At 33.6% G+C, this 21,954-nt stretch carries 22 protein-coding genes and 2 tRNA genes; 2 read left to right on the top strand and 22 right to left on the bottom strand.

Annotation, left to right across the window (positions count from 1 at the left end; genetic code table 11):
- The 13 genes from EUBIFOR_RS12870 to EUBIFOR_RS01090 form a co-directional block, all read right to left on the bottom strand.
- On the bottom strand, window positions 1-1,051 hold a 1,051-nt coding region (locus EUBIFOR_RS12870; RefSeq protein ID WP_003864029.1), incomplete at its 3' end, for a helix-hairpin-helix domain-containing protein.
- Window positions 1,035-2,192: a tRNA 2-thiouridine(34) synthase MnmA gene (gene mnmA / locus EUBIFOR_RS01035; RefSeq protein ID WP_003864030.1), complete on the bottom strand. Its 1,158-nt coding sequence runs from the start codon at window positions 2,190-2,192 to the stop codon at window positions 1,035-1,037. The genes mnmA and EUBIFOR_RS12870, both read right to left, overlap by 17 nt.
- Window positions 2,193-2,269: 77 nt before the next feature.
- Window positions 2,270-2,356, bottom strand: a tRNA-Leu gene (locus EUBIFOR_RS01040).
- A 24-nt stretch (window positions 2,357-2,380) separates the two neighbouring features.
- Window positions 2,381-2,467: transfer RNA gene (locus EUBIFOR_RS01045), tRNA-Leu, on the bottom strand.
- 71 nt (window positions 2,468-2,538) lie between these two features.
- A complete protein-coding gene (locus EUBIFOR_RS01050; protein ID WP_003864031.1) occupies window positions 2,539-3,447 on the bottom strand; it encodes an Rpn family recombination-promoting nuclease/putative transposase in 909 nt (302 codons plus the stop codon).
- A gap of 324 nt (window positions 3,448-3,771) precedes the next feature.
- Window positions 3,772-4,773 (bottom strand): type II toxin-antitoxin system antitoxin SocA domain-containing protein, encoded by a 1,002-nt coding sequence (locus tag EUBIFOR_RS01055; protein ID WP_003864032.1) that lies wholly within the window; start codon window positions 4,771-4,773, stop codon window positions 3,772-3,774.
- Between the two features lie 107 nt (window positions 4,774-4,880).
- Complete coding sequence (locus EUBIFOR_RS12605) at window positions 4,881-5,075, bottom strand: hypothetical protein (RefSeq protein WP_003864033.1); 195 nt, start codon at window positions 5,073-5,075, stop codon at window positions 4,881-4,883.
- Window positions 5,076-5,291: 216 nt separating this feature from the next.
- Window positions 5,292-5,993: a biosynthetic peptidoglycan transglycosylase gene (locus tag EUBIFOR_RS01065; RefSeq protein ID WP_003864034.1), complete on the bottom strand. Its 702-nt coding sequence runs from the start codon at window positions 5,991-5,993 to the stop codon at window positions 5,292-5,294.
- 52 nt (window positions 5,994-6,045) lie between these two features.
- Window positions 6,046-6,720 carry an LbetaH domain-containing protein gene (locus EUBIFOR_RS01070; RefSeq protein WP_003864035.1) on the bottom strand — a complete coding sequence of 225 codons (675 nt, stop codon included), beginning with the start codon at window positions 6,718-6,720 and terminating at the stop codon, window positions 6,046-6,048.
- Between the two features lie 15 nt (window positions 6,721-6,735).
- Window positions 6,736-7,203 carry a metallophosphoesterase family protein gene (locus tag EUBIFOR_RS01075; protein WP_003864036.1) on the bottom strand — a complete coding sequence of 156 codons (468 nt, stop codon included), beginning with the start codon at window positions 7,201-7,203 and terminating at the stop codon, window positions 6,736-6,738.
- 9 nt (window positions 7,204-7,212) lie between these two features.
- Window positions 7,213-8,253: a M15 family metallopeptidase gene (locus EUBIFOR_RS01080; RefSeq protein ID WP_244264139.1), complete on the bottom strand. Its 1,041-nt coding sequence runs from the start codon at window positions 8,251-8,253 to the stop codon at window positions 7,213-7,215.
- A 35-nt stretch (window positions 8,254-8,288) separates the two neighbouring features.
- Window positions 8,289-10,046, bottom strand: a complete 1,758-nt coding sequence (uvrC, locus tag EUBIFOR_RS01085; RefSeq protein ID WP_003864038.1) for an excinuclease ABC subunit UvrC — start codon at window positions 10,044-10,046, stop codon at window positions 8,289-8,291.
- A gap of 8 nt (window positions 10,047-10,054) precedes the next feature.
- Complete coding sequence (locus EUBIFOR_RS01090) at window positions 10,055-12,367, bottom strand: endonuclease MutS2 (RefSeq protein WP_040466018.1); 2,313 nt, start codon at window positions 12,365-12,367, stop codon at window positions 10,055-10,057.
- Between the two features lie 63 nt (window positions 12,368-12,430).
- On the opposite strand from EUBIFOR_RS01090, the gene rnhC reads away from it, so the two are divergent.
- Complete coding sequence (gene rnhC, locus EUBIFOR_RS01095) at window positions 12,431-13,279, top strand: ribonuclease HIII (protein WP_003864040.1); 849 nt, start codon at window positions 12,431-12,433, stop codon at window positions 13,277-13,279.
- On the opposite strand, the gene EUBIFOR_RS01100 is transcribed toward rnhC, so the two are convergent.
- From EUBIFOR_RS01100 to EUBIFOR_RS01140, 9 genes are all read right to left on the bottom strand, one after another.
- Window positions 13,276-15,183, bottom strand: a complete 1,908-nt coding sequence (locus EUBIFOR_RS01100; RefSeq protein WP_040466019.1) for a sensor domain-containing diguanylate cyclase — start codon at window positions 15,181-15,183, stop codon at window positions 13,276-13,278. The genes rnhC and EUBIFOR_RS01100 overlap by 4 nt on opposite strands.
- An 83-nt stretch (window positions 15,184-15,266) precedes the next feature.
- On the bottom strand, window positions 15,267-15,746 hold the full coding sequence (locus EUBIFOR_RS01105) for a deoxycytidylate deaminase (protein WP_003864042.1): 480 nt from the start codon (window positions 15,744-15,746) through the stop codon (window positions 15,267-15,269).
- Complete coding sequence (locus tag EUBIFOR_RS01110) at window positions 15,746-16,660, bottom strand: RluA family pseudouridine synthase (RefSeq protein WP_003864043.1); 915 nt, start codon at window positions 16,658-16,660, stop codon at window positions 15,746-15,748. The genes EUBIFOR_RS01105 and EUBIFOR_RS01110 overlap by 1 nt, the downstream gene beginning before the upstream one ends.
- Window positions 16,642-17,136 (bottom strand): signal peptidase II, encoded by a 495-nt coding sequence (gene lspA / locus EUBIFOR_RS01115; protein ID WP_040466021.1) that lies wholly within the window; start codon window positions 17,134-17,136, stop codon window positions 16,642-16,644. The genes EUBIFOR_RS01110 and lspA overlap by 19 nt, the downstream gene beginning before the upstream one ends.
- A gap of 13 nt (window positions 17,137-17,149) precedes the next feature.
- A complete protein-coding gene (locus EUBIFOR_RS01120) occupies window positions 17,150-18,745 on the bottom strand; it encodes an ABC1 kinase family protein (RefSeq protein ID WP_003864045.1) in 1,596 nt (531 codons plus the stop codon).
- A gap of 192 nt (window positions 18,746-18,937) precedes the next feature.
- Window positions 18,938-19,408, bottom strand: a complete 471-nt coding sequence (locus tag EUBIFOR_RS01125; RefSeq protein WP_003864047.1) for a hypothetical protein — start codon at window positions 19,406-19,408, stop codon at window positions 18,938-18,940.
- Window positions 19,401-20,288 (bottom strand): DUF1700 domain-containing protein, encoded by an 888-nt coding sequence (locus EUBIFOR_RS01130; protein ID WP_003864048.1) that lies wholly within the window; start codon window positions 20,286-20,288, stop codon window positions 19,401-19,403. Before EUBIFOR_RS01130 ends, EUBIFOR_RS01125 begins: the two co-directional genes overlap by 8 nt.
- Before the next feature lies 1 nt (window position 20,289).
- Window positions 20,290-20,604 (bottom strand): PadR family transcriptional regulator, encoded by a 315-nt coding sequence (locus EUBIFOR_RS01135; RefSeq protein WP_003864049.1) that lies wholly within the window; start codon window positions 20,602-20,604, stop codon window positions 20,290-20,292.
- Window positions 20,588-21,004 carry a hypothetical protein gene (locus EUBIFOR_RS01140; protein ID WP_003864050.1) on the bottom strand — a complete coding sequence of 139 codons (417 nt, stop codon included), beginning with the start codon at window positions 21,002-21,004 and terminating at the stop codon, window positions 20,588-20,590. The genes EUBIFOR_RS01135 and EUBIFOR_RS01140 overlap by 17 nt, the downstream gene beginning before the upstream one ends.
- A 459-nt stretch (window positions 21,005-21,463) precedes the next feature.
- On the opposite strand from EUBIFOR_RS01140, the gene EUBIFOR_RS12875 reads away from it, so the two are divergent.
- Window positions 21,464-21,954 (top strand): NYN domain-containing protein (locus tag EUBIFOR_RS12875; protein ID WP_003864051.1); only part of this gene is annotated, 491 nt, incomplete at its 3' end.

Consider the following 21,954-nt stretch of genomic DNA (forward strand, 5'->3'; position numbering starts at 1 on the left):
CTTCTTTACATATTTCCAAGATTCCCTTTACCGTTGTAGTCTTTCCCGTACCTGGACCACCCGTTAAAATCATAAAGGAACGATCAAAGAACAATTGAATCGCATCCTTTTGTTCTTGATCATATGTGATAGCTAAAGAAAACTCCACCTTTTGGATACGGTCTTGAACATCCACATTTTCCACTTCAAACAAATGATTCTTCAATTCTTTAGCAATCACAACCTCATCTTCATGCAAAGTAAAAGGATAAATACGCGTATTTTCAACATACAAATACTGCATAGCCACCAAACGATCAATACTATCATGAATCAATTCTTCACTTACACCTTGCACATTTGAAAAAATTGTCGCAAACGTAATATACGTATTTCCCGTTGCCATAGATAATTGTCTAGCCAACTCATAAATATAGGCATCCAAGCGTCTTGGATCCTCATTCGATAAACCTATAGCACTTGCGAGTTTTAAAGCCGTCTTGTAACCAAAGCCATATACTTCATAATATGGTTTGAAACAATCCTCTTCAATCACATCCAACACATCATCATATGTATCCAATAACATCTGAATTTGCCTAGGACTCAAACCATACTTCAACAATTTGGCATACGCCTCATTAAAACCTGTAAATTCCTGAATTCCTTTTTTAATGATCGCAATCTTTTTTTCGGAAAGATTTGGCACTTCATTTAATATTTTAGGATCCTTATGAATCTTCTCTAAACAATTCTCACCCAAGACATCATAAATACTTTCCGCCGTCTTCTTTCCAATCGTAGGAAAATTTTCACCACAAAGAAAATGAATAATCGCATCCGAATTATCCGGCAACTTCTTTTTAGCCATATCTATACGAAATTGTTCCCCATACTTAGGATGCGTTATATAATCCCCCTCAAGCACATATTCCTGATCTTCAATTGGATCTTCAATACGTCCAGCCGCAATGAAATGATGATACGTCTTTAATTCAGAAAAGCCAGCCACCACATAATGATTCGCCTTATTTTCAAAGATGATATATTCAAGCTTAGCCTCGATATCCATTGGCCGTCTCCATAATCAACTGATTTAAATTCTTGCCATCCTTAAACACTTCTTCAATCACACCACCACCAATGCACTTATCACCATCATAGAATACAGCTTCCTGACCCTCAGTGACAGATGCAATTGTTTGTGGATATTTCACAAGTACACTTGTATCATCCAATCTTTCAATTTCAATATCCTGATCCTTTTGACGATATCTAAACTTACAAGTACACTTTGTAGGAATCTCTTCTAAACTTGGCAAGATCCAGTTGATTCCCTTCACAATACAAGAATCTGAATATAATAAATCTCTTTGATCTGTACGACATACATAAAGAATATTCTTTACAACATCTTTACCAACCACAAACCAAGGACCCTTTTCATGATCAATATTCAAGCCCTTTCTCTGTCCAATCGTATAATATAAAACACCCACATGACGAGCAATCACTTTACTTGTATTTACATCCACAATATCTCCATCTTTACTAGGAAGATAGTTTGATAAGAATTGTCTAAAGTTTCTTTCTCCAATGAAACAAATACCCGTACTATCCTTTTTAGTGGCAACAGATTCCAAATTTAATTCAGCCGCAATCTGACGAATCTCAGGCTTTTCAAGATGAGCCAAAGGAAAAATTGTTTTGGCAATCTTACTCTTTTCTACCTGACACAAAAAATACGTTTGATCTTTATTTTGATCTTTAGCTCGCGTCAAATAAGTAAAACCATTCTCTTCAGCATTGGAAGCATAATGCCCTGTAGCCACCTTATCAAACCCTTGTTTCATGGCATATTCAAAAAATGAATCAAATTTAATATATTTATTACACAAAATATCCGGATTTGGCGTACGCCCCTTTTCATATTCACTTAAAAAAGTCTTAAATACATTATCCCAATATTCTTCAATAAAATCGACACGCTGCAAAGGAAGATCCAAATGATTGGCAACCGCAAGTGCATCTAAATAATCCTGTTCCTGAGGACAAGTATCATCTTTAATTGTAGGATTTCCCGCAATATCATTATTCGCAAAACTATCCCAGTTACGCATAAAACAACATGTTACATCATACCCTTGTTTCTTTAATAAATAAGCTGCAACCGCAGAATCAACTCCACCACTTAATCCAACTAATACTTTCATTATGTAATCCTCCAACTATCAAAAATTATATCATAAAAAAGGACCAAGCCCGAAAAACTTGATCCAACAATTCAAAATGGTGCCCAGGGCCGGACTCGAACCGGCACGGTATCGCTACCGGTGGATTTTGAGTCCACTGCGTCTACCAATTTCACCACCCGGGCAAAAAACAAATATTTAATTTTAAATGGTGCCCAGGGCCGGACTCGAACCGGCACGGTATCGCTACCGGTGGATTTTGAGTCCACTGCGTCTACCAATTTCACCACCCGGGCATTGCTTGACTATTATACCAAAAGATAGAATCCCATGCAAGAGATTTTTTAAAAAAGCCACTAAAAAGTGGCTATCTCAATAAGTCCCTAATTTCATCTTCACTCTTAGACAATGACTTAGAAATAAATTCTAAACTCATTCCATTCGTAAGCATCAATTGAATCATCTGTTTTATTTCTTGATTCTTCTGCTCAACTTGTTTATTCGCATCTTCTACTTGTTTATGAGCTTCTTCTACTTGTTTATGAGCTTCTTCAAGTTCAAGTTGTAATTCCATTCGTTCTTCATTTTCATGCAATTTTTGAAAATCTTCTATTATTTTCTTCCAACCATCATCCGATATGGTTTCTACACGCTTCTCTAACATTTGAATCACCCCATCACTTTCTATCATTACCTTAATTTTACTATCATCCATTCCTTTGTGGCAATTCAAAAAGTAATAAATCATCTTTTCCTGTTCATTCATTTCTTCAAGCGGCTTGTTTACATCCAACTTTGCCATCTCAACTGTACGTAGCTTCATACGATCTTGACTTTCTTCTACAAAAGATAAGCCATCCTCATTCCTTAATGTAAATGTGTTACACATTCTATTATTATCAATTAGATTCACATTAAAGAACACTAAGACGATTGTTTCCTTTAACTCTCCATAATATTTTCCTTCCAATTCTTGTGACCCATGAAGTCTAGCCAAATAATAACTAAAGCGAATTGGCAAATTATCTTTCGTTTGTCTTAACTGCATTTCTAAATCTACAGTTGTTTGATCATCAAATTCGACTAATAGATCCAAACGTGGACTTTTCATTTTACTAAAGTCTTTTACTATTTCTGAATTCTTTACAACAACATGATTCACCTTCCTTTCTAAAAATACCGTAAGTAATGATTTTAAGGCATCATTGGCCTCTTTACAATCTTCGCCAAACACATACTTAAAGGCGAAATCATTTAATAAATTAGCGCTTCTCATAAGCACCTCTTTCTAGTAGGCATTTAACTGTCATCTAGATAGATAAGTATCGTAATGTCGATTTGTATATTTCCTTGTAGTTTGATTACTTAATAAACAACAATTCGTTTGATAAGACTTTAAATTCAGTTAGTATCGATATTAAAAGAGCTAACATCACTTTTGAGTCATAGATCAAGATACATTTACCTCTTCATTTTATGACTATCTATTCAACTAGGTGCAATAGATATAGAACACCAGATTACCTACATACTCTTATACGTAATTTTTTCAACAAATTCTAGAAAAGATGAAAAAAATGCATCCATTTAAACAGATGCATTAAACAATATCACTCAATTTTAAAATATACTTATGAATATCTTCTTCCTTTGAAATATCATACTCATTACATATTTTAATAAAGTAATTTTTAATAGAATCCTTTGTGATCAATTCATTTGAAGGTATATCATCACCATAACCATTACGAGCAATTAACCATGGATTTTCTTTATGTGTTGTTTTCTCCAAAGTTTTACCCCCATATTGACCAAATGTATTTACAACTAAATCTATAATATATTTATCTTCATCATCTAAATATTTTTTATATCCTTCAAACATAATAAATTTCGGATCATCAATCACATTAAAACCAAACTGCTTAAATATATTATACACATCTTTATAAACCGGTCCGTGTACCCAAGCCTCGCAATTTTCTTCAAACATTTCTCTACCATTTAACACAAACGACAATCCCTGTATATAATATAATAATTTCTGAAGCATTAATGGAGTTACCTCATCTAATTTTTCAAATATATACGAAATGACACCAATCATCTTATTCGAAATAATGAATATATTTTTTAACTCACTTACTCTTTTCATCGATTTTTTGAATGCTGCCAAAGCAACTCTATCTTTATTTTCCAACAGTTTTTGTTCCATATATACCGGAGACGATAACGCATTACGTATGATATTTGAATACTCTTTTGAAGGCACTTGCCCCAACAAATATCGCGTAATCGTTATTTCACCAAAGCCTAACACAATGGATAATGGAGCTTTTCCAATATTATACAATTCCATCAAAGTATGAATATCTTCTATTGAAACTAAACCTTTTAACTTTCGGTACTGCTCATCTATTTCGTGGACATTTAAATCGATAATACCAGGAGCACTCATGAATCCACCACATGTATCACAAACAGCACAAGTAATCTCAAAAGTTAAATTTTCTCCACGAATATTTTTTGTGACACATCTTTTTTGTAATGAATAAGACGACATCTCTCTACACTCAACACAAAAATCAGTTTCTCTTTGCATACTACAATTACCTCCTTCTTTTATTGAAAATAATACACCAGTGGATATTTTTGTTTATGAAAAGATACCACAATCAAAAACTTATCTTCTATTTTATTAAACTTAATTTACAATGGAACCATTTCACTTTTTTCTTCGAATCTTTTAATCAAATCAATTTCCTTTCCAAAAACATATAGCCATTCATGATTAAAATTCGCATGTTTATTTTGAACCTTCTCACAAAAGTCATATACCGTTAAATTCAACAATATTGATTTAACACTTTCCTCATTTATCAAATATTCATCAAATAATGACAAATTTGTTAATCAATTCGAATTCAAAGCAATTCTAAACTTACCATCCAAAATCAGTTTTTTTGCTTCGCCTAAATAATCATTAATTTCAGATTCATCAATCAAGAGATTCACCTCCACTTTATGATGGCATTTTCTTCTTTCTCTATCACAATTATATCATATGATATGTTTTTGTAAATATCCTATCATAAAGAATATAAATAAAAATGCATCCATTTAAACAGATGCATTATAATATGTCGCAATATCACTTTCTGAAATATACCCACACTCTGCCATTGCCTTTAATACCGCATATTGTTTCTGTTTGGCCTGGGAAAAATGATTGACCAATTCATAATGACTTGGAGATTGTGGAATACCCGCCAATAAAGAAGCTTGCGCAACCGTTAAATCTTCAGGAAGCGTATCCAAATAGCCCATACTCGCCTCATATATGCCTGTATAATTATTTCCATAATTGATCACATTCACATATAAAGTAATGATTTCATTTTTTGAATAATGCTTCTCTAAATAACGCGCCACAAAGAACTCTGTACTCTTACGATCCCATGAACTTTCAAACATCCCATACAAGTTTTTCGCAAGTTGCTGCGTAATCGTAGAACCACCACTCGTTAATAGATCTTCATCAAATTGAGAAATAGCCGCACGAACCAAACCAATATAATCAAAGCCACCATGATCATAAAAGCGACGATCCTCTATCGCAATGGTAGCCCGAATCAAATTTGGTGATATATCATCATAATCCACATAATAAGGACTTGTCCTTACTTCATTGACTACCTCATCAACTGATTTTGTTTCTGTAAGCTGCAAATAATTCCAATACCCCTTGCCAAAAAAGACGCCGACAAAACCAATAATTAGAATCAACAACAATTTAAATATAAACTTAACTAACTTTTTCATACCTAAACCTTAACATAAGAAAAAGAACTTGTAAAATTACAAGTCCGTAAGATTAATCTTTTAAAGTTACATGTGTGGCATCTTTGAAAATAGAATTTGCCGCAATCTGACCACGCACACGAGATAATGGATATACATTTGTATGTGGACCAATAATCGTTCCTGGACATAGAACAGAATTACATCCAACCTCTACATAGTCACCCATAAAAGCACCGATTTTTCTTAATCCCGTTTCAAATTCTTCAACCACATTATAATTCTCATCTTTTCTTCTCAAGATGATATTATCACGAGCACTCTTCAAATTACTTGTGATACCACCAGCACCTAAGTGAGAATGATATCCTAAAATACTATCCCCAACATAGTTATAGTGAGGGGTTTCTACATTGTCAAATAAGATGCAGTTTTTTAATTCCACACTATTTCCAACAACACAATTTGCCCCAACCAAAGCACTACCACGAACAAAAGCACAATGACGCACTTCCGTTTTTGGACCAATAATACATGGAGCACCTAAATAAGCACTTTCAAACACATGAGCAGTTTTATGAACCCAAACATGCTCTTTGACTTCCACATAATCTTCCCCTAAGTTTTTTCCTAATTCTAAAATCAATTCTTTGATTCCAGCCAAGGCTTGCCAAGGATATTCAAACTGTGCCAAGTAATCCTTAGCCAACGTATGATCTAAATCATAAAGCTCACTAATTTTGTACATAAATTTCCTTCTTTCTTACCATTCAGGCTCAAACTTAAATTCAACCCGAATTTCATTTTCATCTATATCTAAAATCGCATAACTACATGGTCTTCCATCCCTTGCATGCGATAAAGATCCTGGATTCAATAATGTTATTCCATCCACTTGATCCAAATAGGCAACGTGCGTATGTCCAAAACATACAATATCACAATTCAATGCTTTTGCCCTATTTGAAAGCTGTTCGCTTCTTGAAAAATACGAGAAGCGATGCGAATGCGTAACATAAATACGATGCTTACCAATTGGAATAATTCTTTCATCTTCAAAGCGACCATAATAATCATTGTTTCCACGAACAACGATATAGCCTGGATAAAACATTGGATCAGCCTCTAAATCTCCACAATGAATAAATAATCCTGCATCTGGATGTTTTTCACGAATTGCATTTAATATATCATTTCTTCCATGAGAATCACTCACAACCACAATTTTCATAAATTACCCCTAATTCAGTTCATCTTGAAAGGACATTTGTTCCATACTCTTATCACCATCATGCAAGATCTTAGCATTCTCTATACCCACATATCGAAGTACAAATGGCAAATACCAATGTCCCGTCTTCTTTTCATGACCTTTTCCATAACGCACCACAAAACCATAGCGATACGCATTTTCCAATATCCATTCTACACGATTTTTATTTTCCTTAGACAATTCTTCTTCGACTTGCGTATAATCCATATCTTCATTTAGATGCTGCTTACAAAGCTCTATCCACTCATTTTGACCATCTAAAACAATCGTATACCCTAATTGCTGCTCATTCTTTCCTGCCCCATACATATAATGATCAACACCCGCAAATTCCTTTGACGCATTGACATACTGATCTAAGACTTGTTCATAACTCAAATAACCACTTGAAACACTCAAATGATCTTGGCCATCCATAACGGAAGCATAAGCATCGAGCATACTTGACAGATTATCAACCATAGCATTTTGAACATATATACCATTAAAATCCACTAAATTTTCTGGTTCATATTTATATACTGTATTTTCCTGATTTAAAACAACATATGGATTTGTAGGATCTGCCACCAACCTTAAATCTGAATATAGGACAGCCTCATTTTCATAATATGTTGTTAAATCAATATAGGAATAGTGCGACAACAATTCCTTTAAAGAATCATACGAAAAATTCTTACGGAAACGATTCACAAAATTGACAATATATTCATTATCCGCATCCTGCGTATCTTTTGCCTCTTTATAATACAACGTGTTTTTTAAACTAAATCCATCTAGCTTAATAAAATCCATAAACTTATCTGGCGTAATATGCTGATTGATCAAATAATCAATATCATTACTATCTAAATATTCTAGAATGATATCACGATTTGCATCCGTCGTATAAGGATACCTGGCTAACGGATCATATGACTTATCCATATGGTAAAGACAAAAACATCCCACCGCAAAACAAATCACAATCAATAAAACACGTGCTCGCATTTCTTTTCTACTAATCAAAATAAGTACCTCACGCAAAACATTATACTAAACTATCATTTTTCATGCAAACGAGCATAAAGAATCTTAGCCACATCTTCAGGAATCACTTCACTAAGCTGTTCTACACTAGCTAGTCGCATCTGCTTCATACTCTTAAAATGCTTCAACAATTCTTTTTTACGCTTAGGACCAATACCACTTACCGTATCTAGCACCGATTTTGTCATCGACTTGTCTCTTAACTTTCTATGATACGTAATCGCAAAACGATGCACCTCATCTTGCATACGCGTCAACAAAAAGAATAAACTTGACTTTGAATCAATTGGAATTTCATTTAAATTTACATCCATCAAAGCACGCGTCGCATGCTTATCATCCTTAACTAAACCTGCCACTCTTAAATCAAGCTGCAACATATCTATTATTTCTTTTGCAGCCGAAATTTGGGCAGCACCACCATCCACCAACAATAAATCTGGCATCGGCAAATGTTCTTTCAACAACCTGAAATATCTACGATAAATAACTTCCTTCATACTATCGACATCACTTCTGTAGCCATCCAATTTATAATGACGATACGAATTCTTATCAGGAATTCCATCCTTAAAGACAACCAACCCACTCACATTAAAAGTGCCTTGAATATGTGAATTATCAAACATTTCTACCGTATGAATATTGGCATCAAATATTTTTGACAACATAGCATTGGCCTTTTTAAGCTCATTATCCTTACGAAATACCAATTGAAATTTCTGTTCATGCGCCTCTTTCGCATTTTTATACACCATTTCAATCAATTTTTTCTTTTCCCCACGAATTGGAATATGCACATTCGTATTTAAAGCCTCTTTTAAAATATCAACTGGCGTACCCTGTGGCACCAAGATTTCTTTTGGCACTACATTCTTCTCATAATACTGCATGATAAAACTTGTAAAGGCATCCATCTCATCTTCATATAAAGGCGTAATGGACATATTTCTTTCCAACAATTTTCCTTGTCGAATAAAGAATGCCTGAAATGAAATATAGCCAGAATCCACATAATATCCAAACACATCGCGATTGCCCCGATCTTTAAAATCAATCGTCTGCTTTTCAATCACATGCTCTAATGCCTGAATCGTATTATAAATTTCCTGCGCTTTTTCAAACTGCAAATTTTCACTCGCCTCTAACATTTTATCCTGCAAAGAATCCATCACCTCTTTGGTATCCCCACACAAAAATTTCTTAATTTTTTTACGCGTCTTCTCATTTTCTTTAGGATCAATTTCATGGATACAAGGCCCTAAACACTGATGCATATGGTAGTACAAACAAGGACTATCCGGAATATGCCGACACTTTCTTATACAAAAGATTTGATTGATCAACCTCACAATTTCATAAGCCGACTGACTACTTGGATATGGCCCAAAATATTCACTCTTTTTACTTTTAATATTACGCGTTGTGCGAACCACAAAATTATTTTCCTTTGTGATCTCAATATACGGATATGTCTTATCATCCATAAACATAATATTATATGGAGGTGTATGCTTCTTAATTAAATTGATTTCCAATAATAAAGCCTCTTTTTCACTGCCCGTCACAATAAATTCAAAATCACGAATATGCGAAACTAAACGCGTTGTTTTATTATTATGTGTACCATGAAAATAAGAACGAACACGATTCTTTAATACTTTGGCTTTTCCTACATACAAAATATTCTGATTCTCATCCTTCATGATGTAACAGCCAGGTGCATCCGGAAGTAAAGCCAATTTATCTTGTAAATGCTTAGAAATACTCATTTTATCCCCTACTTTAATATGACTATCGTTGCTCCAAGTCCACCTTCACTAGGACCTGCACTTGTAAATTTAGAAACATTTGGCTGTTTCTTTAAATCCTTCCATACGGCTGTTCTTAAAGCCCCCGTACCCATACCATGAATAATACGAACTTGTTTTATGTGTTTTACAACAGCCTGATCTAAATATTTATCTAAAGCCGCAATGCCTTCTTCAACACGCATACCAATTAGATTCAACTCTAAAGGAAAGCGACTCGATACACTTTCTACATGCGCTTTATACGTTGTCTTTTTAATTTGTGGTTTATGCATAGGCTCCAACTTAGAAAGCTTGACCTTCATCTTCATTCCATTTGTTAAAACCGTAGCTTCATTTCTTCGAATATCTACAATTTCACCATGTGAATTCAAACCAGAAATCTTTACATAATCCCCCACTTTGAATTCTTTCTTTTCCTGTTCTTCTTCTACTACATTCTCACTTAAAAGATCCAACTCATGCATCTTTTCAATCTGTTCATGCTGCTTACCCGTCTTCTGTTTACGAAGTACAGTTAAAATTTCTTTAGCCTGTGCCTTTTTCTTTTCAAGCATCTCATTTAACTGTTCTTGATAGGACGCATCCAATTCAGCCTTACGCTTTTCTATTTCTTTTTCTTTTTCATAAGCCTCTTTTTGAACACGATGCGCATCCTCAATCAATGCATTAAAACGCTCTTTTTGTTTCAATACATCATTTTGAAGTTTCTCTAATTTTTCTAATTCTTTTTCCGTCTGCTTTTCATTTTCATTCTTTAAAAAATCAGCTCTTTTTAAAATAGATTCTTCCAAATGATATTCTCTCGCAATATGAAACGCATAACTAGCCCCAGATACACCCGGAATATATTTATAGGTTGGCTTAAGAGTTTCTGGATCAAATTCAACACTCGATACCAATACATGCTCATTGGCCTTTCCATACGTTTTTACTTGCGAATAGTGCGTTGAAGTTATGATTGTACTCTTTTTTGAAATCAAATATTCCAATATCGCAACCGCAAGACTGGCTCCTTCTAAAGGATCTGTACCATTTCCAATTTCATCCAATAAGATAAAACTATTCTCATCACTCTTTTGACAAATATGAGAAAGCCTAGAAATGTGACTTGAGAAAGTCGATAAATTATTTTCAATGGATTGATGATCTCCAATATCAAAATACATCGATTGATAAAATGGCAAGATGGCCTTATGACATAATACAGGAAATGCCGCATGAGCTAATGCCACAAATAGACCAATCGTCTTTAAAGTTACTGTTTTACCACCCATATTCGGTCCTGAAATCATAAGACAAGCTTGTTGATCATTTAATTCATATGTGTTACAAACTACTTTCTTTTCATCAATCAATGGATGCTTGGCATGCTCTAAATACAACGAATGATCTCTAGATTGTAAAGAAGGAATACATCCATCATAGCGAATGGCCCATTTTGCCTTTGTGAAAGCGACATCAATGATTGTTAATGTTTCTAAGGCCGAAGTTAATGCGAGTGCATGTTTCTTTACCTGCATAGACAATTCTTTACAGATTCTTTTCTTCTCTTCTTCAATACGAATCACTAAGGATGAAATCTCATTATTATCCGCTACAAAACTCGATGGCTCTACATAATAGGCAAGACCCGAACTGGATTGTCCATGAATCATACCTCCAAAAGCATTTTTATCTTGGGCACGCACTAATACGACAACACGTCCCGAAACCGTTGTCGTCATATTTTCCATTAATTTTGAACTATTCTTCTTTAAAAACTGTCTCGATTTTGACTGCAAAGCTAAACGCGTATCCACCAAAGCCTTATGCATACTTTTTAATGCAGGCGTCGCATCTTCTTTAACACTCCCCGTTAAATCGATTTTGGAAATGATGGAATCCATCAAACGTGTACATCCATCCATCGATTGAGCTAGATTGGTTAATTCTATAAATTCAGAAGAGTTTAAACTTTGTTTCGCTTGCTTAACAGCCGTTAAAAAATGATAGATTGAAATTAATTCTTTACTTGTTAGTGGCATCTGTTTTTCAGCTTTTGAAACAGGTAAAGAAATATCATTTGCTCCTGACAAATTCAATAAACCACCTTTTTGTTCAAACTGGATGGCTTCTTTAGCATAATTCAATTGTTCTTGTATTTCTAATTTATTAAATTGAGGCAACGCATTTAAAATCTTTTCTTTGGAACAAGAAAAACTTGAAAATGCGCAAATCTGAGTTAATACACTCGAGAAATCAATAGCCTGATTTAGTTCATCTCTAAAATTTCGTTTCATAAAACACTCCATTCCTTCCTATTTTAACATAAATTTTGTGGTAAACTAAATAAGGTGATTAAAATGGCAACATTGACAAAGAATATGACAAAAGAAGAAATCTTTCAATTAAAAAACCGATTGTCTTCTTTTATTTTAAAAGAAAGTACACCTCCATATACGTATTATCAAATCAAGACAAAAGAGTGTACAATTACAGCTTACACAAGTGGTAAAGTTGTATTTCAAGGAGCTGATCTTTCTTGGTTAGAACCTGCAACGCCTCAAAAAGAAGCACAAGACCAGGCTGGAAGTGATGAAGTTGGTACAGGCGATTATTTTGGTCCTGTTGTAGTGGCTAGCTGTATCGTCACAAAAGAAGCAAGAGAAAAATTATCTCATTTAGGCATACAAGATTCTAAACAAGTGGATGATACCAAAATCAGAAAACTAGCCCCACTCATTAAAGATGTCTGTCCACACAGTATTTTGATTGTGCCCAATTCAAAATATAACGATATGCACGATTCTTGTAATATGGTGGACATGAAATGTCGTTTACACAACCAGGCCTATGTAAATCTAATCCATAAAGGATATACGCTTCCTAAGCAGATCGTCATCGATCAATTTGTCCAGGAAAAAATTTATTATCGCTATCTACAAGGTTTTCCTGAAGTAATTCGCGGCATTACTTTTGAAACAAAAGCTGAAAATAAGTATCTTGCGGTAGCTTGTGCAAGCATTCTTGCTCGCAATGCCTTTTTAGAAGCTTGGGATCTTATGGAAGAAAAATATGATTTTAAATTCGAAAAGGGGGCTGGTAGTAAAGTGGATGCTTGTGGCAAAGAATTTGTGAAAAAATTTGGAAAAGAAAAGCTTTACCAAGTGGCAAAGCTTCATTTTAAAAATACTCAAAAAATCGGTGCTTAACGCCTTCTTCGATCATTTTGCGCTATGGAATAATAGCGCTTTTTATCTTCATACATCTTTTGATCGGCTTCTTGTAAAATTTCACTCAAATTTAAACAACGCTCTTTCCATATATACCCTGTCGCAACACTGATTTCTAGTTCTTTCATACGAACGAGCAGCTTATTGTATTTAGACATAAATTCCGATTCCAAAACATCTTGTTCGATCACCACAAATTCATCTCCACCAATTCGGTATAAGTTATCCGCAAAAATTTCTTGTAGTACATAAGAAGCACTAATAATCAAAGTATCTCCTGCAAGATGTCCCATTTTATCATTGATTTCTTTTAATCCATTTAAATCCAAATAAATCACTCCAACAAAATGAAGTTCTTTACACCTATTTTTTTCAATATATTCATTAAAGTGATTGCGATTTTGTGCATAAGTCAAAGAATCTACATAGCTTAAATTCTGTAAATGTTTCTTTTCTTTTTCACGTGTCATGGCCGTTTCAATAAAGAAACATAAAGATTCTAAAAAGTCTTTTTGGTAGTAGTTTTGTTTAGGGTTGTCTACCGCAAAAACACCTTTAATTTGATGATTATCCACAAATGGTACAAGGATTATACTATGTATTTTTTGTGAAATAAAACTTGAATAAATGGGACTCGTCTTTGAGATTTCAGAAGTTACATCTTCAATATAATATGACTTTTGATTTTCAAAAAAGCGCTGCACTAAATCCATATTTTCTAAACATAGACGGACCATATTATCAATATGAATATCATCATTTCGATTTCCATATTCATAAATGCCATTCGTTTGTTTATTTTCAAAATTTAAATCCAATACATAACATCTTTCAGCTTGATAAAATTCACAAATAGTTTTCAAGATATCCTCAATGGCTCCCTTTTGATTTGTACCATTCGATAGTTTGCGAACGCATTGAATCAAAGTCTGCGAAACGTTTAAATCCTTTTCAAATTCATTTGATTTGTTTGAAATTCTTCGAACTTTTGTGATATAGAACCCACAATACAATAAAAGAATCACAACTTCACAAACGACCATGAGCATATAATTCTTTTTCAATGTCAAGGCACTCGCAAAGGCTACATCTTCATCCACAATAACAATTAATTCCCAATTAAAAACTTCAATCGGTTTATAACATAAATATTTTTTTATGCCATCTTTTTCAAATTTTACGACACCTGATTTTAAAGCATGTATTTGTTTTACAACGTCTTTTTTAGGCGATAATAATTTACAACCATTCGTTGAAAAAGTGTCATAATCTAAAATATCTTGATTATTCATCACGACCTGTCCATCCGTTGTATCAATAATGAGATTTTGTGTCTTTCCACTATATATTTGCGTATAAAACTGTTCATCTAAAGTATCACATTGAATTACACCAACTAAATAGGCAACGACTGAATTATTTTGTTGGATAGGCACATAATAATTCACACTCTTTTTATTTGTGAGTGGATCTGTATGTACTAGATCCATATATTCTGTATCTGCATTCAATGTCAAAAAATCATTCGATTGAATTGGTTGCACATCTTTATGCATTGTATACATCGTATTATTTTGCATCGATAAATCGACGCGTTCAAACAAAGATACATCTTCAAATGTACTTAATCGACTGGTGTATTCTGCATATGTAGGCAAATGATCTTCATTGGAAAAATCTTTTCCAATCAAACGCAAATAATTCAAATCATCCTGCATACGATTTTGAATACTTTGAATGATGGCATTACTCGCATTTTCTAATCGGTTGTAACAACTTTCTTCTTCTTGTTTAAAACTAATATGATAGGTTGTAACAGTTAATGCCAATATCAATATCATAACTAAAAGCGTTGGTAATAACTGATTTATTTGTTTTTTCATATGTATTCCTTTTATCATTTCTGACTTTAATTATAAACCCATAAAATGTTAAAGGCAAAAAAGAAGTAACATAAGCTACTTCTTTAACGATTGTTGATCCTTGTTTCGACCTCCATATCATAAGGAAGTTGAATCAATTTTACACCCGCATCATGAAACATGCGTTTACTCGCAATATTTCCTTCTGTACCATCATACTTGTCACTTTCATATACAACACAAGTAATACCGGCTTGAATAATGGCTTTTGCGCATTCATTACATGGAAATAATGAAACATATAAAGTACAACCATGTAGATCTTGAATACTATTTAAGATCGCATTCAATTCAGCATGTACCACATAAGGATATTTTGTATCTAAAAATTCTCCGTCTCTTTCCCAAGGAAATTCATCATCTTCACATCCATAAGGAAAACCATTATAGCCTAGTCCAACCACTCTTTTTTGTGGATTGACAATACAAGCTCCTACACGCGTATTTGGATCTTTTGAACGCATAGCACTCAAATGTGCCATACCCATAAAATACTGATCCCAACTCAATACATCTTTACGCATTATTCTTCCCCTTCTCTAAGTTCATTTAATACTTTTTCAAATGTTGGTTCTAATGGTACTTCAAAGTGCATCTTTTCATGTGTTGTTGGATGAACAAACTCCAAGGCGCATGCATGCAATAACTGGCCATTGGCTTGGATTGTTTTTCTAGGACCATATTTTGGATCGCCTGCAATTGGATGCTCAATATATTGCATATGTACACGAATCTGATGAGTTCTTCCTGTTTCCAATTGACATTTAATGTACGCAAACTTACTGAAGTTTTCTAAAACACTAAAATGCGTGATCGCATCCTTTGAATTGTTTGCGGTAACCGCCATTTTCTGTCGATCCTTTTCATCACGACCAATTGGTGCATGAATCGTGCCATATTCATGTGTAAATGGTTTATGCACTATGGCTACATATTCTCGATGACATGTCTTATCTTGAAGTTGTTGGCTCAATGCCTCGTGCGCCTTATCATTTTTGGCAACAACCAAAAGACCAGATGTATCTTTATCAATACGATGTACAATGCCTGGTCGCATCACACCATTTATACCACTCAAATCTTTACAATGATACAATAAGGCATTGACTAGCGTGCCCGAATAATGTCCTGGAGCTGGATGCACCACCATACCTTTTGGCTTGTTGATCACAATGATATCATGATCCTCATATACAATATCTAGATCAATAGGTTCTGGTAATACTTGAGTTGAATCAAGTTCAGGAATTGAAACTTCAATTTCGTCATTTACACAAACTTTATAACTCGCCTTCATCACCTTTTGATTGACCAAGACATTTCCTTCATCCAATAAATCTTTAATTCTCTTACGCGAAAAATCTAACTTTTCAGCTAATACTTTATCTAAACGATCCAATTTTGTATCTTCATCTATTTTTAGGATTCTTGTTTCCATTTCGCTTGCTCCTTCTTATCGTCTATAAACATACTGATTAATATTAATGCAATTCCTACGGTTATGCAAATGTCCGCCACATTAAATACGGGAAATGGATAACCAAAAATATAGAAACTAAAAAAGTCTCTAACATATCCTAGACTCATACGGTCAATAAAGTTACCAATAGCTCCTGAGAAAACTAAAGATAAACAAATTTGATAGCGTGAATCATCCGTTTTAAAAAACATATATACCATCGCAACTAGGGCAATTAGAGTTAGTGCTGCAAAAAAGCCCATTCCAGCTTGTGCAAACATACTAAATCCAGCTCCCGTATTTTGAACATATGTCAAGTAAAAGAAATGATTGATCATTTCCACGGTTTCATTTAATTTGATCGACTTCACAATAGCCCATTTCGTCCATTGATCTAGTCCTAAAGTGACAAATACTATTAATAAGGATGCCACTACTGTTTTTCCTTGTTTCATCTTATATCCCCTTTTAAAACGATTTGTTTCTTCTATGTAAAAATAACATTTTGAAAAATAACCATACACTCATGCCAAGCGCAAAGATATATCCAAAAAAGCCAAGTGCAGGTATACCCATAATGGTCGGTTTCATTTTTGTTGTACAAATCAAGCTTGAACCTACAACCAAGGCTGCAATCAACACACATACAATCAAACGATTCACCATCTGATCAATCTTGGCAAGTGGAGCTTGAGAACCCATTAAATTTAAGTTTACCTTGATTTGTCCTCTTTGAACCATCTTTAATACATCACTAGCCTGTACTGGAATATCGATTGAATGTGAAAGTGCATCTACACTTCGCTTAAATCCCGACTTTATTTCTTTTTGCCAATCAATCTGCGTCAAACTTGACTTATGACTCATTGCTATCTTCATCGTATTCATATTCGGATCTAAAGCCGTTAATGTTCCTTCAATTGTCATCATCGAACGAGCTAGCATACTTATGCCTTTTGGCAAAGAAATCGAATAGACATGACATATTGAAAACATATCTTGTACAAGTTTTGCGACATCAATTTGAGCATAAGGAACACTCAAATATTGATTTACAAATTTATCCATGTCGTTACAAAATGCAGAATAATCAATTTCTTTCTTACAATCTCCAATCATTAAAATGCAATCGACTAATTTCTGTGTATCCTTTAATGCGATGGCACGAACCGCCGATTTCATCGTTTCCCTTTCATTCGCATCTAAGATTCCCATCATACCAAAATCAATCCATACGATTTGATTATCACGAATTCTTAAATTTCCTGAATGTGGATCCGCATGAAAGAAACCATTCTCAATGATTTGTGAAATATAATTAAATGCCAATTTATCGGCAATTTCACTACGGTCATAGCCTAGTTCATCTAATTTTTTTGAATCTGTAATTTCTACACCATCCACATATTCCATCACTAGAATATTTTTTCGTGTATATTCATCATAAATTTTAGGTGCATCAATAAATTTACAATCCTTATATTCATTTTTAAATCGTTTCGCAAACTGTGCTTCAATCGTAAAATCCATTTCTTGTTTGGCCGTGTACCAAAATTCATCGATAACCATATCTAAATCGACGACACTTGAAACAATATCGGATAGATTTAATATTTTTACAGCTTTTCTTAATAATGCGACATCACGTTCCATCCACTCATAAATTTTTGGTCGTTGAATCTTTAAAACTACTCTTTCTTTTGTCTTTAGAGTTGCCGCATGTACTTGCGCAATCGATGCCGATCCTAAACATATTTCATCAATACTCTCAAATTCTTCATGAAACAAATCACCATATGTATCTTGAATAATTTGTTCAACCATCGAAAAAGGCATGGGTGTTACATGAGAGCGTAGCTTCATCAATTCTTTACAATAGCGTTGTGAAAACAGATCTTGTCTTGTTGACATGATTTGGCCAATCTTTACGAAGGTTGGTCCCAAATCTTCTAAAATCATACGAAATTTTACTGGATCCATTCCCTTTTGGATGTGGTGTTTTCTAAGTATTGAAACAATCTGGGCAAATCTAGCACTTGTTGACATCGTTTTTGTATCACTCATTTTTTCACATCCTGTCTTCTATGTAAAGGTGTATTGGTCACTTTACTCTTTTTTAATACCTTACGTGTATTGAATTTATTCTTATCTTCCACAAGAATCATTTTCAACAAACGACTCCAATCTTTATTATTTTTCATAACAGTATTTTAACATACTTGTTAAAAATCAAAAAGAAACAGTATTCACTGTTCCTTAATAGTAATCATCGACCAATGTAATTTTATCTTTTAAAGCCTTACCATAACGAATACTTATATGAATTTCATTATTTTTCGCGTAATATTCATCATAGGATTTTGTTCGAAACGTTTTGAATAATGTTTGAAAATCCTTTGACATCTCATAATCATCCATCTGCAAATCCAATTGATCTTCATCCTGTACAATATGAAGCATTTTAGGATATGTGATTACTAACGCATCATCTTGTAACTTATCATCTTCGATCATTTCATCCACAACGACACGCACATCGCCTACAGAACTTAAATACGTCTTTGTATATAAGCGAGCGCTATTTGGCATTGAAGTTGTCATTGTCTGTGTTTCTTGAGATAAATCCATTTGATGGGGACTAATTTGACTGAATTCATATACAAAGGTTCCAACACCAAACACAAATAATAAGATTGAAACAACAAGTAATACACCTAATTTACGCATTTGTATCCACCTTCTTTGGCCATGCTCGAAATAACATCAATAAAATAGCCAAACTTCCTAGTACAAAGGCAATATCTATACAATAGAGTCCTAAACTGGTTGTGGCATACATCATACTTACGTAAATCATCACAACAAAACCGATACCACTGCCAATCAATATGCATGAAACTGGAATCATTGCGAAAACGAGTATCACCTTTAATATATCCGATTCAACATGATGCACTTTTCTTTCATGATATAATGGGCGATCTGGTGTTGGGGGCAAATCATTCGATTTGATATTGTCATTCCACGTTTCCTTAATGTCATCCATCACACCCACATGATTTGCATGTAAACGATAGCGTTCGACTCTTTTGGTCATGACCTTCACAAAGAAATAAATCGCAATACATACATATAAAAGACGACATAAACTTAACATAAAGTCTGTAATCGCATAGAATCCTACAAAGAAAGAGAAAATCATGGACAACACAATTCGACATAATAGATCTACCACAATCAGTTTTCCAATCCACAAAATCAATACAAGTACAAATGCATCGAATATGATGTGGAAGATTTCATTCATCGAAAAATTTCCTAGTTTAGAAAACATTCCCTCCAGTTTCGTGTATACCTTATCAATTGTTTTGTCAGCTTTACTTGATAATGGATCCATCGAATCTGTATTGATTTTATAGGCAGACAAAATCTCTTTAGCCAATTCATCCACATCTCCAAAGCCGGCTACTGCCTCTTCTTCGGATACGCCACTTGCGATCTTGTCATCAATATAGGTTCCATATTCTAGGATAATATCTTCTTTTTCTTTATCATTGATCAACGATAATTTTTGATTCAAAAGATCTAAAAATTCACTTTTTAACATTTTATTTCACTCCCTTCAAATATGTATTTACACTCTCTGAAAAATTGGTCCATTCTTCTAATAAAGCCTCATATCTTGCAAGTCCTAGACTCGTGATATGATAATACTTTCTTGGAGGGCCTTCTGTTGATTCTTTTAAATAAGATTCTAATAAATGATCATTCGATAAACGCTTCAGTAAAGGATAAATCGTTCCTTCATTCACTTGAATCACTTCATTAATTCTAGATACAAGTTGATATCCATATAGATCATCAGCCACAATCGCCTTTAATACAATCAATTCTAAGACGCCTTTTTTAAATTGAGTATTCATGCGCCACGCCCTTACTCTTTCCTATCAAAGATGGTTGAAACACATCCACATACATCTTTTCTAAAGGATTTAATGATAAACCTTTGCTGGATTGAATATATTTAAAATCTTGATTCACAAGCTTATTTTTATATTTTAATTTCAGTTCATAAGCTTCATTATATTCAACAGCACCTACACCTATCACTTGAACGCACATAAATAATTTAGAAGCTTTAGTCAATCCCATTATCTTTCCATTGCGAATCCATCCACAAAAATATACAGGAATATTCTGAAAGGAATAACCTGAAATATGATCGATGGAAATAACAGGAAGATTGTATTTTTTTCCTAAACATTGTGCTAATTCTTTTGTAGCTCCATGTTTAGAGCAATATATAACAGCTCTTGGTTGCATATTATCACCTCTTCACTATTATGATATACACACTACCTTGGATTGTCAAGTACTGTGTAATATGTATTTAATTTAGATGAATTTAACATTCAATATTCACTTTATTTTAAAATATCCATCTGTTAAATATTGTAGTAGAATATAAGTGATAAATTTCTTTTATATAAAGTTTTAAAGCAAACATCACAATGAACGCAACACTTTATATTTATTCAATAATATAAATATATCGCATAGCTTATAAGATGTTTATATTGAATCTAATCGTACAATAATAGGTATAAATATATGTGATTAATTTAACAAATTAATCATTGACACCCAAATACGGTTTTGCTAAGATAGGTTTACCTTAACGGATATGTTAAGTAATCAGTTAACTCGGTCTTAGTCGGAACCCCCAGTATAAGGGATTAGGTTGTGACTAAGGCCTTTTTTCATTTGGAAAGGATATAAAAAATGAATCATAACGATGGAATTAAAACTGCTATTCTTGTTGATGGTGGTTTTTACAGAAGAAGAGCTTATGCATGTCTAGGTGACTTAACCCCAAAAGAAAGAGCTGATGAATTAGATGTATATTGTAGAAGACATTTAACTGAACGTATCAATGGAGAAAAAGTAAATCATTCACTATATAGAATATTCTATTACGACTGTGAACCTGTGGATAAAACAATATATAATCCATTTACGAAATCAAATGTAAATTTAGGTAAGTCTCCAACTTATGAATGGACAAATGCCTTCTTTGAAGAACTAAAGAAAAAACGTAAATTTGCGATTCGATTAGGACAACTTGCTGTTCAACAAGCAAACTATAATCTTTCCCAAAAAGCTTTTAAAAAGTTGTGTAACGATACTCTTAATTTTTCTGATTTATCTGAATCAGATATAATCCTAAATATTGACCAAAAAGGAGTTGATATGAAGATTGGTTTAGATATTGC

Source organism: Holdemanella biformis DSM 3989 (assembly GCF_000156655.1).
GTDB classification, from domain to species: domain Bacteria; phylum Bacillota_I; class Bacilli_A; order Erysipelotrichales; family Erysipelotrichaceae; genus Holdemanella; species Holdemanella biformis.

Excerpts from the sequence above, each read along its gene's own strand:
- mnmA (WP_003864030.1), bottom strand. The coding sequence starts at position 2,192 with ATGAAAGTATTAGTTGGATTAAGTGGTGGAGTTGATTCTGCGGTTGCA.
- EUBIFOR_RS01130 (WP_003864048.1), bottom strand. The coding sequence starts at position 20,288 with ATGTTAAAAAGTGAATTTTTAGATCTTTTGAATCAAAAATTATCGTTG.
- rnhC (WP_003864040.1), top strand. The coding sequence starts at position 12,431 with ATGGCAACATTGACAAAGAATATGACAAAAGAAGAAATCTTTCAATTA.
- EUBIFOR_RS01090 (WP_040466018.1), bottom strand. The coding sequence starts at position 12,367 with ATGAAACGAAATTTTAGAGATGAACTAAATCAGGCTATTGATTTCTCG.
- EUBIFOR_RS01075 (WP_003864036.1), bottom strand. The coding sequence starts at position 7,203 with ATGAAAATTGTGGTTGTGAGTGATTCTCATGGAAGAAATGATATATTA.
- EUBIFOR_RS01105 (WP_003864042.1), bottom strand. The coding sequence starts at position 15,746 with ATGCGTAAAGATGTATTGAGTTGGGATCAGTATTTTATGGGTATGGCA.
- EUBIFOR_RS01120 (WP_003864045.1), bottom strand. The coding sequence starts at position 18,745 with ATGAGTGATACAAAAACGATGTCAACAAGTGCTAGATTTGCCCAGATT.
- uvrC (WP_003864038.1), bottom strand. The coding sequence starts at position 10,046 with ATGAGTATTTCTAAGCATTTACAAGATAAATTGGCTTTACTTCCGGAT.
- EUBIFOR_RS01065 (WP_003864034.1), bottom strand. The coding sequence starts at position 5,993 with ATGAAAAAGTTAGTTAAGTTTATATTTAAATTGTTGTTGATTCTAATT.
- lspA (WP_040466021.1), bottom strand. The coding sequence starts at position 17,136 with ATGAAACAAGGAAAAACAGTAGTGGCATCCTTATTAATAGTATTTGTC.
- EUBIFOR_RS01140 (WP_003864050.1), bottom strand. The coding sequence starts at position 21,004 with ATGCAACCAAGAGCTGTTATATATTGCTCTAAACATGGAGCTACAAAA.
- EUBIFOR_RS01110 (WP_003864043.1), bottom strand. The coding sequence starts at position 16,660 with ATGGAAACAAGAATCCTAAAAATAGATGAAGATACAAAATTGGATCGT.
- EUBIFOR_RS01055 (WP_003864032.1), bottom strand. The coding sequence starts at position 4,773 with ATGCAAAGAGAAACTGATTTTTGTGTTGAGTGTAGAGAGATGTCGTCT.
- EUBIFOR_RS01070 (WP_003864035.1), bottom strand. The coding sequence starts at position 6,720 with ATGTACAAAATTAGTGAGCTTTATGATTTAGATCATACGTTGGCTAAG.
- EUBIFOR_RS01135 (WP_003864049.1), bottom strand. The coding sequence starts at position 20,604 with ATGAATACTCAATTTAAAAAAGGCGTCTTAGAATTGATTGTATTAAAG.
- EUBIFOR_RS01125 (WP_003864047.1), bottom strand. The coding sequence starts at position 19,408 with ATGCGTAAATTAGGTGTATTACTTGTTGTTTCAATCTTATTATTTGTG.
- EUBIFOR_RS01050 (WP_003864031.1), bottom strand. The coding sequence starts at position 3,447 with ATGAGAAGCGCTAATTTATTAAATGATTTCGCCTTTAAGTATGTGTTT.
- EUBIFOR_RS01100 (WP_040466019.1), bottom strand. The coding sequence starts at position 15,183 with ATGAAAAAACAAATAAATCAGTTATTACCAACGCTTTTAGTTATGATA.